At 60.2% G+C, this 15,577-nt stretch carries 16 protein-coding genes; 5 read left to right on the top strand and 11 right to left on the bottom strand.

All coding sequences use genetic code 11. From position 1 onward, the window contains the following. Positions 1 to 26 precede the first annotated feature (26 nt). From trpB to AC3WRD_RS20925, 3 genes are all read left to right on the top strand, one after another. Positions 27 to 1,259, top strand: a complete 1,233-nt coding sequence (gene trpB / locus AC3WRD_RS20935; RefSeq protein WP_085713009.1) for a tryptophan synthase subunit beta — start codon at positions 27 to 29, stop codon at positions 1,257 to 1,259. Beyond that, a complete protein-coding gene (gene trpA / locus AC3WRD_RS20930; RefSeq protein ID WP_007953915.1) occupies positions 1,259 to 2,071 on the top strand; it encodes a tryptophan synthase subunit alpha in 813 nt (270 codons plus the stop codon). Before trpB ends, trpA begins: the two co-directional genes overlap by 1 nt. 120 nt (positions 2,072 to 2,191) lie before the next feature. Then, positions 2,192 to 2,635, top strand: coding sequence for an anti-virulence regulator CigR family protein (locus tag AC3WRD_RS20925; RefSeq protein ID WP_102621142.1), 444 nt, complete (start codon positions 2,192 to 2,194; stop codon positions 2,633 to 2,635). A 70-nt stretch (positions 2,636 to 2,705) separates the two neighbouring features. On the opposite strand, the gene AC3WRD_RS20920 is transcribed toward AC3WRD_RS20925, so the two are convergent. The 11 genes from AC3WRD_RS20920 to AC3WRD_RS20870 all read right to left on the bottom strand — a co-directional run bounded on the left by AC3WRD_RS20920 (position 2,706) and on the right by AC3WRD_RS20870 (position 12,823). Beyond that, on the bottom strand, positions 2,706 to 4,667 hold the full coding sequence (locus AC3WRD_RS20920) for a DUF7844 domain-containing protein (protein ID WP_102621141.1): 1,962 nt from the start codon (positions 4,665 to 4,667) through the stop codon (positions 2,706 to 2,708). Further along, positions 4,664 to 4,984, bottom strand: coding sequence for a DUF2388 domain-containing protein (locus AC3WRD_RS20915; protein WP_065260625.1), 321 nt, complete (start codon positions 4,982 to 4,984; stop codon positions 4,664 to 4,666). Before AC3WRD_RS20915 ends, AC3WRD_RS20920 begins: the two co-directional genes overlap by 4 nt. Positions 4,985 to 5,012: 28 nt before the next feature. Next, a complete protein-coding gene (locus tag AC3WRD_RS20910; protein ID WP_102621140.1) occupies positions 5,013 to 5,321 on the bottom strand; it encodes a DUF2388 domain-containing protein in 309 nt (102 codons plus the stop codon). A 107-nt stretch (positions 5,322 to 5,428) separates the two neighbouring features. Beyond that, the gene (locus AC3WRD_RS20905) at positions 5,429 to 5,746 is read right to left on the bottom strand and encodes a DUF2388 domain-containing protein (RefSeq protein ID WP_085713004.1); all 318 of its coding nucleotides are present in this window, start codon (positions 5,744 to 5,746) and stop codon (positions 5,429 to 5,431) included. 135 nt (positions 5,747 to 5,881) lie between these two features. After that, positions 5,882 to 6,091, bottom strand: coding sequence for a DUF1127 domain-containing protein (locus AC3WRD_RS20900; RefSeq protein ID WP_096822460.1), 210 nt, complete (start codon positions 6,089 to 6,091; stop codon positions 5,882 to 5,884). 261 nt (positions 6,092 to 6,352) lie between these two features. Continuing rightward, the gene (locus AC3WRD_RS20895; RefSeq protein ID WP_003220409.1) at positions 6,353 to 6,568 is read right to left on the bottom strand and encodes a DUF1127 domain-containing protein; all 216 of its coding nucleotides are present in this window, start codon (positions 6,566 to 6,568) and stop codon (positions 6,353 to 6,355) included. A 321-nt stretch (positions 6,569 to 6,889) separates the two neighbouring features. Then, positions 6,890 to 8,383: a succinyl-CoA:acetate CoA-transferase ScpC gene (gene scpC, locus AC3WRD_RS20890; RefSeq protein ID WP_102621139.1), complete on the bottom strand. Its 1,494-nt coding sequence runs from the start codon at positions 8,381 to 8,383 to the stop codon at positions 6,890 to 6,892. Between the two features lie 215 nt (positions 8,384 to 8,598). After that, positions 8,599 to 10,032, bottom strand: coding sequence for an NAD(P)(+) transhydrogenase (Re/Si-specific) subunit beta (locus AC3WRD_RS20885; protein ID WP_102621138.1), 1,434 nt, complete (start codon positions 10,030 to 10,032; stop codon positions 8,599 to 8,601). Then, a complete protein-coding gene (locus AC3WRD_RS20880; protein ID WP_003187417.1) occupies positions 10,032 to 10,352 on the bottom strand; it encodes an NAD(P) transhydrogenase subunit alpha part 2 in 321 nt (106 codons plus the stop codon). The genes AC3WRD_RS20885 and AC3WRD_RS20880 overlap by 1 nt, the downstream gene beginning before the upstream one ends. A 15-nt stretch (positions 10,353 to 10,367) precedes the next feature. Next, positions 10,368 to 11,489, bottom strand: a complete 1,122-nt coding sequence (locus tag AC3WRD_RS20875) for a Re/Si-specific NAD(P)(+) transhydrogenase subunit alpha (protein WP_102621137.1) — start codon at positions 11,487 to 11,489, stop codon at positions 10,368 to 10,370. 434 nt (positions 11,490 to 11,923) lie between these two features. Next, the gene (locus AC3WRD_RS20870; protein WP_102621136.1) at positions 11,924 to 12,823 is read right to left on the bottom strand and encodes a LysR family transcriptional regulator; all 900 of its coding nucleotides are present in this window, start codon (positions 12,821 to 12,823) and stop codon (positions 11,924 to 11,926) included. A 158-nt stretch (positions 12,824 to 12,981) separates the two neighbouring features. Here AC3WRD_RS20870 and AC3WRD_RS20865 point away from each other — a divergent pair, with 158 nt between their 5' ends. Together AC3WRD_RS20865 and AC3WRD_RS20860 are read left to right on the top strand one after the other, a co-directional pair. Beyond that, positions 12,982 to 14,163 carry an acyl-CoA dehydrogenase gene (locus AC3WRD_RS20865; RefSeq protein WP_085712999.1) on the top strand — a complete coding sequence of 394 codons (1,182 nt, stop codon included), beginning with the start codon at positions 12,982 to 12,984 and terminating at the stop codon, positions 14,161 to 14,163. A 13-nt stretch (positions 14,164 to 14,176) separates the two neighbouring features. Continuing rightward, positions 14,177 to 15,397 carry a CaiB/BaiF CoA transferase family protein gene (locus AC3WRD_RS20860; protein ID WP_102621135.1) on the top strand — a complete coding sequence of 407 codons (1,221 nt, stop codon included), beginning with the start codon at positions 14,177 to 14,179 and terminating at the stop codon, positions 15,395 to 15,397. The last annotated feature ends 180 nt before the right edge of the window (positions 15,398 to 15,577 follow it).

The following is a 15,577-nucleotide window of genomic DNA, read 5'->3' as shown; positions in this document are numbered from 1 at the left end:
TCTCGTGAAATCCGCTGGAGCGAACCATGACCCAGACTTCGAACACCTCCGATCTGCGCAACGGCCCTGACGCCAACGGCCTGTTTGGCTCGTTCGGCGGCCGTTACGTTGCCGAAACCCTGATGCCGTTGATCCTCGATCTGGCCCGCGAGTACGAAGCGGCCAAGGAAGATCCGGCGTTCAAAGAGGAATTGGCCTACTTCCAGCGCGACTACGTCGGACGTCCGAGCCCGCTGTATTTCGCCGAGCGCCTGACCGAGTTCTGTGGTGGCGCCAAGATCTACCTCAAGCGCGAAGAGCTGAACCACACCGGCGCGCACAAGATCAACAACTGCATCGGCCAGATCCTGCTGGCGCGGCGCATGGGCAAGAAACGCATCATCGCCGAGACCGGCGCCGGCATGCACGGCGTGGCAACCGCCACCGTGGCTGCGCGCTTCGGTCTGGACTGCGTGATCTACATGGGCACCACTGACATCGAACGTCAGCAGGCCAACGTGTTCCGCATGAAGCTGCTGGGCGCCGAGGTGATCCCGGTGGTCGCCGGTACCGGCACCCTGAAAGACGCGATGAACGAAGCACTGCGTGACTGGGTGACCAACGTCGACAGCACTTTCTACCTGATCGGCACCGTAGCCGGCCCGCACCCTTATCCCGCGATGGTTCGCGACTTCCAGGCTGTGATCGGCAAGGAAACCCGCGAGCAGCTGCAAGCTCAGGAAGGTCGCCTGCCGGACAGCCTGGTGGCGTGCATCGGCGGCGGTTCCAACGCCATGGGCCTGTTCCACCCGTTCCTCGACGACAAGAGCGTGGAAATCATCGGCGTCGAAGCCGCCGGTTACGGCATCGAGACCGGCAAGCACGCGGCCAGCCTCAACGGCGGCGTACCGGGTGTGTTGCACGGCAACCGAACCTTCCTGCTGCAGGACGACGATGGTCAGATCATCGACGCCCACTCGATTTCCGCCGGCCTCGACTATCCGGGCATTGGCCCGGAACACGCGTGGTTGCATGACATCGGCCGCGTCCAGTACACCTCGGTGACCGACGACGAAGCCCTTGCGGCATTCCACCAGTGCTGCCGTCTGGAAGGGATCATTCCGGCACTGGAAAGCGCCCATGCCCTGGCTGAAGTATTCAAACGCGCGCCGAAGCTGCCGAAGGATCACCTGATGGTGGTCAACCTGTCCGGCCGCGGTGACAAAGACATGCAGACCGTCATGCACCACATGGAAACTTCCAAGCAGGAGAAACACTGATGAGCCGCCTGCAAACCCGCTTTGCCGAACTCAAGGAACAGAACCGCGCCGCACTGGTGACCTTCGTCACCGCAGGTGATCCGGACTACGACACTTCGCTGGCGATCCTCAAGGGCCTGCCGAAAGCCGGTGCCGACGTTATCGAACTGGGCATGCCGTTCACCGACCCGATGGCCGACGGTCCGGCGATCCAGCTGGCGAACATCCGTGCTTTGGGTGCCAAACAGAACCTGATCAAAACCCTGCAGATGGTCCGCGAGTTCCGCAAGGACAACAGCGACACGCCGCTGGTACTGATGGGTTACTTCAACCCGATCCACAAGTTCGGTGTCGAACGCTTCATCGCCGAAGCCAAAGAGGCCGGCGTTGACGGCCTGATCGTGGTCGACATGCCGCCGGAGCACAACTCGGAGCTGTGCGACCCGGCCCAGGCTGCAGGCATCGACTTCATCCGCCTGACTACGCCGACCACGGATGATGCACGTCTGCCGAAAGTGTTGAACGGCAGCTCCGGGTTCGTTTACTACGTGTCGGTCGCCGGTGTGACCGGTGCCGGTGCGGCGACTCTGGAACATGTCGAGGAAGCGGTGGCGCGTCTGCGTCGTCATACCGACCTGCCGATCAGCATCGGTTTCGGTATCCGTACGCCGGAGCAGGCTGCGTCCATCGCGCGTCTGGCCGATGGCGTGGTGGTGGGGTCGGCGCTGATCGATCACATCGCCAACGCGACCACGCCGGACCAGGCCATCGACGGCGTACTGAGCCTGTGTTCGGCACTGTCCGAAGGCGTGCGTAAGGCCCGCGTCAGCTGAAGGTAAAGTTCCTGATACAGAGGAATTAGCACCTCGCGGCACAGACTAATCAAGCAAGACCGAGGGATTCAGAACCACGTTCTGAGTCCCTTTTTGCTGTTAGTGCAGTGAGGAAAATCCATGAAAATGCCGAAACGTCTGATTGCCAGTCTGGGCGTGCTGATGATCAGCGCCACGCCGCTGCTGGCCAGCGCTGACCCACGCGACGATCACGACCACGGCGGCCCGCAACAGGGTCAGTACGACAATCGCGGTGGCGATCACCATGATTGGCAAAGCAGCCATCGGGGTGGCCCGCCACCGCGCGACTTCGGGCCGGTGCGTCAGGTGATTCGTGACAATCACGGCTACTTCGTTCGCGGTGCACCTCCGCCTCCGGGTATTCGCCTGGAACGCGGCCGGCCGTTGCCGCACGGCTATTACGGCGAGCGGCTGGATGCTCGGGCGTTGGGACGTTTGCCGGTGTATCCGGGCTATGAATGGCGTCGGGCCGGTGGCGATATCGTGTTGATCGCGATCGGTACCGGGATCGTCTACGAAGTGTTGGATGGTGTTCTGTACTGATTTGCAGGCAATAAAAAAGATCGCAGCCTTTCGCAGGCTGCGGTCTTTTGTTTTTCAGGGGAGTGGTTTTTCAGGGAAGCTCCAGGCCACCCGAGGCTTTGTGCAGTTTGCGCAAATGCTCGCCGATCTGCTTCACGTTGGCCTCGTTGGCGGCAATCTCCGCTGCCCGCTTCGGTTCCAGCAGCGCTCGCACTTCCTTGTCCAGATCACCGCTCAGCACCAGTAGCTGTTTCTGGCGCTGACTGCTTTCGGCTTCCAGTCGGCTGAACTCGCTGGGTTGTGGCAGGCCATAACCACGAGAGTCGAGCAGTTCTGCCGGGCGACTGAGGAAGCCGCTGTTGGCGAGGATCTGCTGCAACGTTGCGTTGGCCTTGTCCATGCCGCCGTTTTCCAGTTCCCGGGCACCGAGGTAGCGTTGCTTGACCTCATCCTGGGCCAGCAGCAACTGGCGACGGAAGCTTGCCTGCTCCAACAGCAGCAATGCGGCGCTGGTACGCAGGTCCGCGCGTTCGAACCATGGCCGCCGCTCTTCGGCAGACAGCGAAAGCCATTCCTCGACGCTGGCCTGCTTGATCGGCAATTGCTTCTTCAGCACCTCGAACATTGCCTGATAGCGATCGCGGAACGAGTCGAAACGATAGCCCAGGCGCAACGCCTCTTTGGGATTGTCGAGCACGCTGGTATCCGCCAGGCCCCGGCCCTTGAGCACCTCCAACAGGCCGTTGGGCATGATGCTGTCGAGGCCGGTGAGCTGCGCATTGTTGCTACCGCTGCGCAGCAGTTTCAGGCTTTCCACCGCGCAGTTGTTGGACAGGAAGAAGTAATTGCCGTCGTAGCTCCAGTGCATTTCGGCGGCGTGTTCGACGACGTCTTCGATCTCGCTGCGGGACAGGTTCAGCGGCACCGAGGCGAGGCTGCGCAGTTCGGTCTTGGTGTATTCGTCGATCACCTGCGCCAACGGCAGGACGAACAGGCGCGAAGGGTATTTGCCGACCAGTCCGTCCCAGCTCGACAACTGCACATCGCCGACGAATGCGCGGTAGGACAGCACCAGATGCTGGTCCAGATCCAGTCGGCAATCCGGCCCGCGAGGCCGGCCCGGGGCGCAGATCACCAGGCGCAACATGCTGTGCCCCCAGCGGCTGACCCAGTTCTGGTTCGCTTCGGCCAGCAGGTAGTCGATGGCGTAGACCCGCTCCGGATCGACCTGGCCCAGCGGCTGTTTGGCAAAGTCGTTGCCGGCATTGAGGAAGGCAAAGGATTTGGCGCAGGAGTCCTTTTCCGGCGGCGCCCAGCCGAAGTGTTCCTTGTAATAGCGGTACAGCGCCGGGCGGCGGCAGGCGTAGCTCGGGTCGAGGAGGAAGTACTCCATGTTGACCGCGACGAACTCCTTCGGACTGGATATCTCGTACAGGTCCGGGCTGCGGGCGATCTGCCGGTTGTGCTGTTCACGTTCGCCACGGCGGCCGACGTATTGCTGCCAGCCGGCGAGGTCGAGCAGGCGCGGGTCATCGCTGAGGGTGAAACGCCGGTCATTCTGACCCCGACACTCATCCGGCAGGCCGATCAGCCCGGCACTGTTGTTGCGGCGCGTGCAGCGCTGGATCAGCGTGCGTTCGGCGGCCGGCCACAGGCGTGCGCGGTCGTAGATATGGGTGATTTCGTGCAGCACCGTGGCCAGCAGTTCCTGCCGCACGGTGCCGTGGGGGCGATTGGTTTTTTGCGTGGCCGCGCTGCCGTCGGTGAGACTGGCGAGCAGTCTGCGGTTCAGGTCCAGCTCGGAGACGAGCGTCGCCTGGCCATAGGCATTGGCAGGCATGTCGTCGGTCCAGCCGACATCGATGCGTCGATCCAGGCGTTCGATGAAGCTGGGCGGCAGTTTCTGCATCGCTTCATCGAGCAACGCCTGGCTGGCCTGTTGTTGGGCGGGGCTCAGGCCGTCGGTCTTGAGCCGCAGTTGCAGGCTGGCGTGGGCGTTGCTGCCGATCAGCAGCAGCGCCCCGGCCAGCAGCCAGGCGTTGAGAGACTTCACAATGCGAGGATGGCTTCGGCGAGTACCTGATCACTGGCGTCGCGGGCTTCCGGCACGCGGGTGCGCAGGGTGTTGAGGGCGGCTTCCAGGTGCGCGCCACGGATATCACCGTTGCTGGCGACGAAGCTGGCGGCGTCATCGTGGGCTTCGCGGATGATTTTCGAATCGCGGATCGAAGTGGTGGTATCGGAAGTGAAATCGATGGTGCGCTGGGAGGCACGAACGATGATGTTACTGGTGGCTACCAGGGTGTGCGCCTGGGCCATATCGGCCAACAACAACAGGCCAAGGGCGGCAGCAATCAGCGGGCTACGCATGGAACGACTCCGGAGGGGGCAAGAATAACTATTGGACGAGAATTGCCTGTGCCAGTTCAAGGTCGCTTACATGAAGTTTTGGCCGGGATTTGCGCAGGTAATGCAACGCGGATTCCAGCTGAGCGCCTCGCAACTGGCCGTCACTGGCAACGAATGCCGCCGCATCGTCGTGGGCGGCGAGCAGCAGTTTACGGTCGAAAGGCGCGGAAGACACCATGCTGGTGGCGTAACCGCTGACAACGGTGTTTTGCGTCGAGACGTCAAAGGCATCGACCGAGGTCGTCCAGCAAGCAGTGACCAGAACAGAAGGGATAAGCAGATTTGAAAGAAAACGCATGAGTCTCAGGTGCTGTTAGCGAGTCCCAAGGCTAGCGTAATGCCCGGGCCAGAGCCAGCGGCGAAACATCGGGACATGACTGGCATGTCCCTTCCAGCAATGCCGGCTCAGATCGCCAGAATGGCTTGTGCCAGTTGTGCGTCGGTCGCATTCAGTTGCGGGGCCTGATGGCGGATGAGGTCCAGAGCACTCTCCAGCTTCACGCCGCGGATCTGGCCTTCGCTGGCAACGAAGCTGGCAGCGTCGTCACGGGCAGCGATCACGACTTTGTTGTCACGCAGCGAAGAACTGACGTCGGAAGTCGCGTCCGAAGAGGACTTCAGCGCGCCAACAACGGCGTCGGTGGTCACGATGAAGCTGGTAGCGCTGGCATTGGCAGCCACGGCCAGCAGGGCGGCAGCGCTGAGCAGGCGAAGACGGGACATGGTGTAACTCCTCTGGAAATATCGTATTGAGAGGTGGCTTGGTGTCTGGGAAGTCAGACGCCAGTCGCACGGCATTCGCCACGTTCTGCCCGGATATTAGGCCTGTGTGGGAGGTTTCGCACAGAGGGCAAAATGCTAGCGCCAGAAGGGTTTCTCCAGTTCGTTCTGCCGATCGGCGTGGCTGAGGCCCAGATCGGCGAGATCCCGCCCATCGAGTTGAGCCAGCAGGCGCCGCGTCCTGGCGCGCTCCAGGCCTTGCCAGAAACCTCTGAATAGCCGTCGAAGGAGACCGAAGCGAGGAGAGCGTTCGACCGCAACTGCTGAAACATCCTGTAAGTGATTCATGACGTCTTCCTTTTGCCGGTGGGGAGGGGCGGAAGGTCATGTTGAGCCGAATGCAGTGAGCACGGCAGATACACTGCGGCAAAATTGTACTGGTTCAGTTGTTAGTTAATTAAAACTGTACCTATCATCGATACAGCCCCCTGTACCGGATGTTTTCCGGGTCCAAAACGACAAGACCCGTCGCGGTTTCCCGCGACGGGTCTTGTGTGTTCAATTCGGGTTGCTGGCGGTGGGTCTAGCGACCAGAGCCAGCGACGCTACTTAGCGCCAGAACGGCTTGCTCAGCTCTTCGTAGCGTTGTGCTTCGCTAATCCCGGCGTCAGCCAGCAGACGCGAATCCAGACGAGCCAGTTGGTGGCGGCTGGAGATGCGGCGCTGCCACAGCATCAGGTTGGCGATAACGCGCAGAGGCAGGGAAGCCTGGGTTTTTGCAGCTTTGTCTTCGAAGAACAGTTCGGAACTGAGTGTACGTTCCATGGTTGACATCCTTCCGCTTGTGGCGGGATCAGGTAGTGGTTTAACTGGTGCCCATGATCCTCTCGTTTGGCCAGACTCTCTAGATACAGTTCACTTGTATTGTGAGTGACCAGTTAACTGTTTATGGGGGGTGTACGGGTCAAAATTGCGCAAACTGTACCTGTCTGCGCCTATTTGGTGCATTTTTGCTCAATTCGGTGATTCGAGTAGGCAAAAGCCTTAGGAAAAGACCGGTACAGCAGTACAGTTTTTGACGGTAATGGAAGTTTTCAGAATCCCGCTGACGAAACTGTGTTTGCGCCAGCGGAAAATCTGTGCGGATTACGCCTTCAGCATGCGCCCGGTTTCTTCCAGATTGATGTGCCAGCTCAGAGCATCACGCAAGATTTGCGGGGTGTGGCCGCCGATGGCGCAGGCTGCTGTGAAGTAGTCGTTCAGCGCCTGGCGGTAGTCCGGGTGCACACAGTTGTCGATGATGACCCGGGCGCGTTCACGTGGCGCCAGGCCACGCAGGTCGGCCAGACCGACCTCGGTCACCAGGATGTCGACGTCATGCTCGGTGTGGTCGACGTGGCTGACCATTGGCACCACGCTGGAAATCGCGCCGCCCTTGGCGATCGACTTGGTCACGAACACCGCCAGGTGTGCGTTGCGCGCGAAGTCGCCCGAACCGCCGATGCCGTTCATCATCCGCGTACCGCAGACGTGGGTGGAGTTGACGTTGCCATAGATGTCGAACTCGAGCGCCGTGTTGATACCGATGATGCCCAGGCGCCGAACCACTTCCGGGTGGTTCGAGATCTCTTGCGGGCGCAGCACCAGTTTGTCCTTGTACTTCTCAAGGTTGCCGAATACGTCGCTGTTGCGCCGCTCCGACAGCGTGATCGAGCTGCCCGAGGCGAAGCTCAGCTTGCCCGCATCGATCAGGTCGAAAGTCGAGTCCTGCAGCACTTCGGAGTACATGGTCAGGTCTTCGAACGGCGAGTCGATCAACCCGCACATCACCGCGTTGGCAATGTTGCCGATCCCGGCCTGCAGCGGGCCGAGCTTGTTGGTCATGCGTCCGGCATCGACTTCCTGTTTAAAGAAGGTGATCAGGTGATCGGCGATGGCTTTGGTGTCGACATCAGGCGCCGAGACGGTGGACGGCGAATCCGACTGCTGGGTGATCACGATCGCGACGATCTTCTCCGGAGGGATCGGGATCGCGGTGCTGCCGATGCGGTCGTCGACTTTTACCAGCGGGATGGGCGTGCGGGTCGGGCGATAGGTCGGGATATAGATGTCATGCAGACCTTCGAGGTTGGCGTTGTGCGCCAGGTTGATCTCGACGATCACGTGTTTGGCGAAGATTGCGAAGCTCGCCGAGTTGCCCACCGAGGTGGTCGGCACGATGTGGCCCTGTTCGGTGATGGACACGGCTTCGATCACGGCGATGTCCGGCAGCTTCAGTTGCTGGTTGCGCAGTTGCTCGACGGTTTCCGACAGGTGCTGGTCGATGAACATCACTTCGCCGGCGTTGATCGCCTTGCGCAAGGTGCTGTCGACCTGGAACGGCATGCGCCGTGACAGGACGCCGGCCTCGGTCAGTTGCTTGTCGAGGTCGTTGCCCAGGCTGGCACCGGTCATCAGGCTGATCTTCAGCGGCGTGACCTTGGCTCGCTCGGCCAGTGCATGGGGAACGGCCTTGGCTTCGCCGGCGCGGGTGAAGCCGCTCATGCCGACGGTCATGCCGTCCTCAATCAGCGCAGCGGCGTCGGCGGCGCTCATCACTTTATCCAACAACGAAGGCAGGCGAATACGGTCACGGTACATGGATTATTTTCTCGGGCAGCGAGTAGCAGGATGCGCAGTCTAGTGAATTTCGCGGGCGCCTGTCCCGCTACCAAGGTCGCAAACGAGGCGTCTATTCAGCGGGTTTCAAGTAAAACACCGTTACCGGATCTGCAACAACGCGGCAAATTGTCCGACGTTTTTCGCAAACAAAAACGCCCCGACAAGTCGGGGCGTCCGGGGAAGCAGCGCGCGAGTTACTCGACCGCTTTGACCATGTCTTCGATGACTTTCTTCGCGTCGCCGAAGACCATCATGGTCTTGTCCAGGTAGAACAGTTCGTTGTCCAGACCGGCATAGCCGCTGGCCATCGAGCGTTTGTTGACGATGATGGTCTTGGCCTTGAACGCTTCGAGGATCGGCATGCCGGCAATCGGCGATTTCGGATCGTTCTTGGCAGCGGGGTTGACCACGTCGTTGGCGCCGAGCACCAGCACCACGTCGGCCTGGCCGAACTCGGAGTTGATGTCTTCCATCTCGAACACCTGGTCGTACGGCACTTCGGCCTCGGCCAGCAGTACGTTCATGTGTCCGGGCATCCGACCGGCCACCGGGTGAATCGCGTACTTCACGGTCACGCCATGGTGGGTCAGCTTCTCGGTCAGCTCCTTCAGCGCATGCTGCGCACGGGCCACCGCCAGGCCGTAACCCGGAACGATGATCACGGTGTCGGCGTTGGTCAGCAGGAAGGTCGCGTCATCAGCCGAACCGGATTTCACCGGGCGAGCTTCTTTTTCACCGGCAGGGCCGGCGTCTGCTGTATTGCCAAAACCGCCTAGCAGTACATTAAAGAAGGAACGGTTCATCGCCTTGCACATGATGTACGAGAGGATCGCGCCGCTCGAACCCACCAGGGAGCCGGCAATGATCAGCATCGAGTTGTTCAGCGAGAAACCGATACCCGCCGCCGCCCAGCCGGAATAGCTGTTGAGCATCGACACCACGACCGGCATGTCGGCACCGCCGATCGGGATGATGATCAGCACGCCCATGATGAAGGCCAAGGCCAGCATCAATGCGAATGCGGCGAGGTTGCCGGTCAGCATGAAGGTGATGCCGAGGATCAGCGTCGCCAGACCCAGTACCGCGTTCAGCTTGTGCTGACCGCTGAACTGTACCGGTGCGCCCTGGAACAGACGGAACTTGTACTTGCCCGACAGCTTGCCGAACGCGATCACCGAACCGGAGAAGGTGATGGCACCAATGGCTGCGCCGAGGAACAGCTCCAGACGGTTACCCGCCGGGATCGAGTCGCCCAGTTGCTTGACGATGCCCAGCGACTGCGGCTCAACCACCGCAGCGATGGCGATGAACACCGCTGCCAGACCGATCATGCTGTGCATGAAAGCGACCAGTTCCGGCATCTTGGTCATTTCAACGCGCTTGGCCATGATCGAACCGGCGGTGCCGCCGATCAGCAGGCCGACGATCACATAGCCAATACCGGCAGTCGCCAACTCAGCACCGAGCTTATAGATGAGGCCGACAGTGGTGATGATTGCCAGTGCCATGCCGAGCATGCCGAACAGGTTGCCGCGGCGCGACGTGGTCGGGTGCGACAGGCCTTTGAGGGCCTGGATGAAGCAGATCGACGCAATCAGGTAGAGCGTCGTGACGAGGTTCATGCTCATTACTTCGGCGCCTCTTCTTTTACTTTCGGGGCTTTCTTCTTGAACATCTCAAGCATGCGGCGGGTGACCAGGAAGCCACCGAACACGTTGACCGCTGCCAGTGCCACGGCGAGGGTGCCCATGGTCTTGCCCAGCGGGGTGACGGTCAGGGCGGCGGCGAGCATGGCGCCGACGATCACGATCGCCGAAATGGCGTTGGTCACCGCCATCAGCGGCGTGTGCAGCGCGGGTGTAACGTTCCAGACCACGTGGTAACCGACATAAATCGCCAGCACGAAGATGATCAGGTTGTAGATACCGGGGGAGATAAGCTCTTCCATCGTCTGAATCCCTGCTTAGGCGTTTTTGCGGATGACTTGGCCGTCGCGGCACATCAGGCACGCGGCGACGATGTCGTCTTCGAGGTTCACTTCGAACTGGCCTTCTTTGGTGAAGACCAGCTTCAGGAAGTCCAGCAGGTTGCGTGCGTACAGCGCCGAAGCGTCTGCGGCGACTTCACCGGCGAGGTTGGTCGGGCCGACGATGGTTACCCCGTTCTCGATCACGACCTGATCGGCCACGGTCAGCGGGCAGTTGCCGCCCTGGGCTGCAGCGAGGTCGATGACCACCGAGCCGGGTTTCATCTGCGCCACGGTGTCCGCGCTCAACAGCGTCGGAGCCTTGCGACCCGGGATCAGAGCGGTGGTGATGACGATGTCCGCCTGCTTGGCGCGTTCGTGCACGGCCTGGGCCTGACGCTGCATCCAGCTTGCCGGCATCGGGCGTGCGTAACCGCCGACGCCGACCGCGCATTCGCGTTCTTCTTCGGTCTCGTAAGGCACGTCGACGAATTTGGCGCCGAGGGACTCGATCTGTTCTTTCACGGCCGGACGTACGTCGGACGCTTCGATGACGGCACCCAGACGTTTCGCCGTGGCAATCGCCTGCAAACCGGCCACGCCCGCGCCCAGAATCAGCACACGCGCCGCTTTCACGGTGCCCGCAGCGGTCATCAGCATCGGCATGAAGCGCGGATAGTAGTGGGCGGCCAGCAGAACCGATTTATAGCCGGCAATGTTCGCCTGGGACGACAGCACGTCGAGGCTCTGGGCCCGGGAGGTACGTGGTGCTGCTTCCAGGGCGAACGCGGTGATCCCGCACTCGGCCATTTTGGCGATGGTTTCATTGTTGAACGGATTGAGCATGCCCACCAGCACCGTGCCGCGCTTGATCAGCGCCAGTTCGGTGTCGCTGGGGGCGACCACTTTGAGAATCAGCTCTGCACCAAACGCATCGCTGGCACTGCCAATGGTCGCGCCTGCCGCTTCATAGGCACTGTCGACAACGCTGGCCTTGATGCCAGCGCCGCTTTGTACAGTGACCTTATGACCCTGGCCGATCAGCTTTTTGATGGTTTCCGGGGTTGCAGCAACCCGTGTTTCACCCGTCTGGGTTTCGAGAGGAACACCAATGTGCACGTCAAATCTCCTGCGTGATCTTATTGAGTAAACCCATGCACTACGGATGGTGCGACTGGGGCGGCCGATCAGCACGATCCCGCCAAATCAGGGCGGGGCGCGGCATTTTGCAGGCGAAGTTTATGCCCTTCAAGGGATTATGACGGGTGACGGAAAATTAACTACAAGTCATCCCGTGACCGAATGTCGCAGATGGCTGGCTGAATCCCTTGCAGGCCGTGCCTTGCAAGGAGTGTGGATGAATTTGAAGAATTTTCTCATCGGTGACGTGAATAGGTCGTAATGAGTCGCGAATGAAGGCTCAAAGCCACGTCGCCAGCCGCTTGTGGGACGTCTGTACGACTTTCGGATACAGTCTGTCGATTTGCGACAAATAGTTATATCTGTAGGGCTTTGAATATCCTGACTACGGGGTTAGTAATCGCTGAAAGCCTTTATCCTTCTAGGTTGTAGCTGTGTGCCTGGTTCACCAGCCAATCGCGAAATGCCTTGAGTGACGCGGATTCGACCTTTCGCTCCGGAATCATCAGGTAATACGCCTTGATGCTGGAGAGTGCGTTCGGGTTGGCAATCACCAGGCGTTTCTCGGCCAGTTCACGTTGAATCAGGAACGGTGGGATCAGCGCGATACCCATGTCGTGCATGGCCGCTTGGGCCAGCATGGAGAATAGCTCGTAGCGTGGGCCTGTCATGTCGCGGGGAATGTTCAGGTGCTGCGAGTTGAACCACTGCCGCCAGGCGTAGGGGCGGGTGGTTTGCTGGAGCAGAGGCAGATCGGCGATCTCTTCGGGTGTGAGACTGTTCTTGTTACCGAGCAAGGCAGGGCTGCACACCGGCATCGGATTTTCACCCATTAATCGGTGGGATTCCGTCCCCGACCAATCGGCATCGCCGAAATAGATGGCGGCATCGAAATCGGTGTCGGCAAACAGGAACGGGCGGGTGCGGTTGGTCAGGTTGACCGTTACTTCGGGGTGCTTGAGCTGGAAGTCCTTCAGTCTTGGCAGCAGCCATTGCGTGCCGAAGGTGGGCACCACAGCGAGCTCGATCACATTGGTACCTTGCTGACCCATCACCGAGAGGGTGTCGCGCTCCACGGCGTCGAGTTGAGTGGCAACCCGGCGGCTGTAGGAAAGACCTGCTTCCGTCAGCTTCACCCCGCGACGGGAGCGTCGGAACAGTTCGACGCTGAGGAAGTCCTCAAGGCTGGCGATCTGTCGGCAAATGGCGCCCTGGGTGAGAGAAAGTTCTTCGGCGGCCTTGGTAAAGCTCTCGTGACGGGCGGCGGCTTCAAAGCTGATCAGGGCGGTGGTGCTGGGTATCTTTCGGCGCATGTACGTCAACCTCACTAATACATCGCTCAATCGGCATTTCGCGACGTTTCGGAGTGAGAAATTAGCACAACAGGATGCGAAATCCTCGTTTGCCGGGATGACGAAGCGGGCCTAGGATCAATGCCACGTTAATTCACCCGATTTGCGAGGACTCACTCATGGGCGGTAAAGCTAGCTTCAACTGGATCGATCCACTGCTGCTGGATCAACAGCTGACTGAAGAAGAACGCATGATCCGCGACACTGCCGAGCAATTCGCCCAGCAGAGCCTCGCGCCGCGCGTCCTCGAAGCCTTCCGCCATGAGAAGACTGACCCGGCGATCTTCCGTGAGATGGGTGAGGTTGGCCTGTTGGGCGCGACCATTCCCGAGCAGTACGGTGGCAGTGGTCTCAACTATGTCAGCTACGGTCTGATTGCTCGTGAAGTCGAGCGCGTCGACTCTGGCTACCGTTCGATGATGAGCGTGCAGTCTTCGCTGGTCATGGTGCCGATCAACGAATTCGGTACCGAAGCACAGAAGCAGAAGTACCTGCCGAAACTGGCTTCCGGCGAATGGATCGGCTGCTTCGGTCTGACCGAACCGAACCACGGTTCCGACCCGGGCGCGATGATTACTCGTGCACGCAAAGTGGAAGGCGGCTACAGCCTGACTGGCGCCAAGATGTGGATCACCAACAGCCCGATCGCCGATGTGTTCGTGGTCTGGGCCAAGGACGACGCTGGGGACATCCGCGGCTTCGTATTGGAGAAGGGCTGGAAAGGCCTGAGCGCTCCGGCGATTCACGGCAAGGTCGGCCTGCGAGCATCGATCACCGGCGAAATCGTCATGGATAACGTGTTCGTGCCGGAAGAGAACATCTTCCCGGACGTGCGTGGTTTGAAAGGTCCGTTCACCTGCCTCAACTCTGCACGTTATGGCATCTCCTGGGGCGCGCTGGGCGCGGCGGAGTTCTGCTGGCACACCGCTCGCCAGTACACCCTGGACCGTCAACAGTTCGGCCGTCCGTTGGCTGCGACTCAGTTGATCCAGAAGAAGCTCGCGGACATGCAAACCGAGATCACTCTGGCGCTGCAAGGCTGCCTGCGTCTGGGGCGCATGAAAGATGAAGGCACCGCTGCGGTTGAAATCACTTCGATCATGAAGCGCAACTCTTGCGGCAAGTCTCTGGATATCGCTCGTATGGCGCGTGACATGTTGGGCGGTAACGGGATCTCCGATGAGTTCGGGGTGGCCCGTCACTTGGTCAACCTGGAAGTGGTGAATACCTATGAAGGTACTCACGACGTTCATGCGCTGATCCTCGGTCGTGCACAGACCGGCCTGCAGGCGTTCTATTAATAGGAGAGCGACCATGGGCGCGCTGTCGCATCTGCGGGTACTGGATTTGTCGCGAGTGCTGGCCGGCCCATGGGCCGGGCAGATTCTTGCCGACCTTGGGGCGGAAGTGATCAAGGTCGAGCGCCCGGGCAATGGTGATGACACTCGTGCCTGGGGGCCGCCCTTTCTGAAAGACGCTTACGGCGAGAATACGTCGGAGGCGGCGTATTACCTGTCGGCCAACCGCAACAAACAATCGGTGACGATCGACTTCACGCGTCCCGAAGGTCAGAAACTTGTACGGGAGCTGGCAGCCAAGTCGGACATCCTGATCGAGAACTTCAAGGTCGGTGGGTTGGCGGCTTATGGTCTGGACTATGAGTCGCTGAAGGCGATCAATCCGGATCTGATCTATTGCTCTATCACTGGTTTTGGCCAGACCGGGCCGTATGCCAAGCGCGCGGGTTATGACTTCATGATTCAGGGGCTCGGCGGGCTGATGAGCCTCACCGGGAGACCTGAAGGTGATGAGGGCGCCGGGCCGATGAAGGTCGGTGTGGCGCTCACGGATATCCTCACGGGGCTGTATTCGACTGTGGCGATCCTGGCGGCACTGGCTCATCGTGATCACGATGGCGGCGGTCAACACATCGATATGGCGTTGCTGGATGTGCAGGTGGCATGTCTGGCTAACCAGGCGATGAATTACCTGACGACGGGCAATGCACCGAAGCGGTTGGGGAATGCACATCCGAATATCGTGCCGTACCAGGATTTTCCTACGGCCGATGGCGACTTCATTCTTACCGTGGGCAATGACGGGCAGTTCCGCAAATTTGCCGAAGTGGCGGGGCAGCCGCAGTGGGCGGATGACCCGCGTTTCGCGACTAATAAGCTGCGGGTGGCGAACCGGGCGGTGCTGATTCCACTGATCCGCCAGGCGACGGTCTTCAAGACGACCGCCGAGTGGGTGGCTCAACTGGAGCAGGCGGGTGTGCCGTGCGGGCCGATCAATGATCTGTCGCAGGTGTTCGAGGATCCGCAGGTGAAATCCCGTGGGCTGGCGATTGAGCTGCCACATGCTCTGGCGGGGATGGTGCCGCAGGTGGCCAGTCCGATTCGGTTGTCTCGCACTCCTGTTGAGTACCGTCGTGCGCCTCCTTTGCTGGGCGAACATACGCTGGAGGTTTTGCAGCGGGTGCTGGGCCTGGGGGCTGGGGCGGTGGCTGCGATGAAAGAGGATGGGGTGCTTTGATGGCTTCCTCTATATAGAAGGGGTGGTATCTCTTTCTTCTATATAGAGGGAATCGGGTGTTTTTTGGCCAATCGGCAAGTTATTGAAAGAAAAGCGAAATTAAGGGTTGACGGCAGATTCTGGAGGCCTATAATTCGCCCCACTTCCGGCGCAGTCGAAACGGAAAACTCCTTGAAACTC

Source organism: Pseudomonas sp. FW215-R2 (genome assembly GCF_058789255.1).
This window is presented reverse-complemented; position numbering and strand designations above follow the sequence as displayed.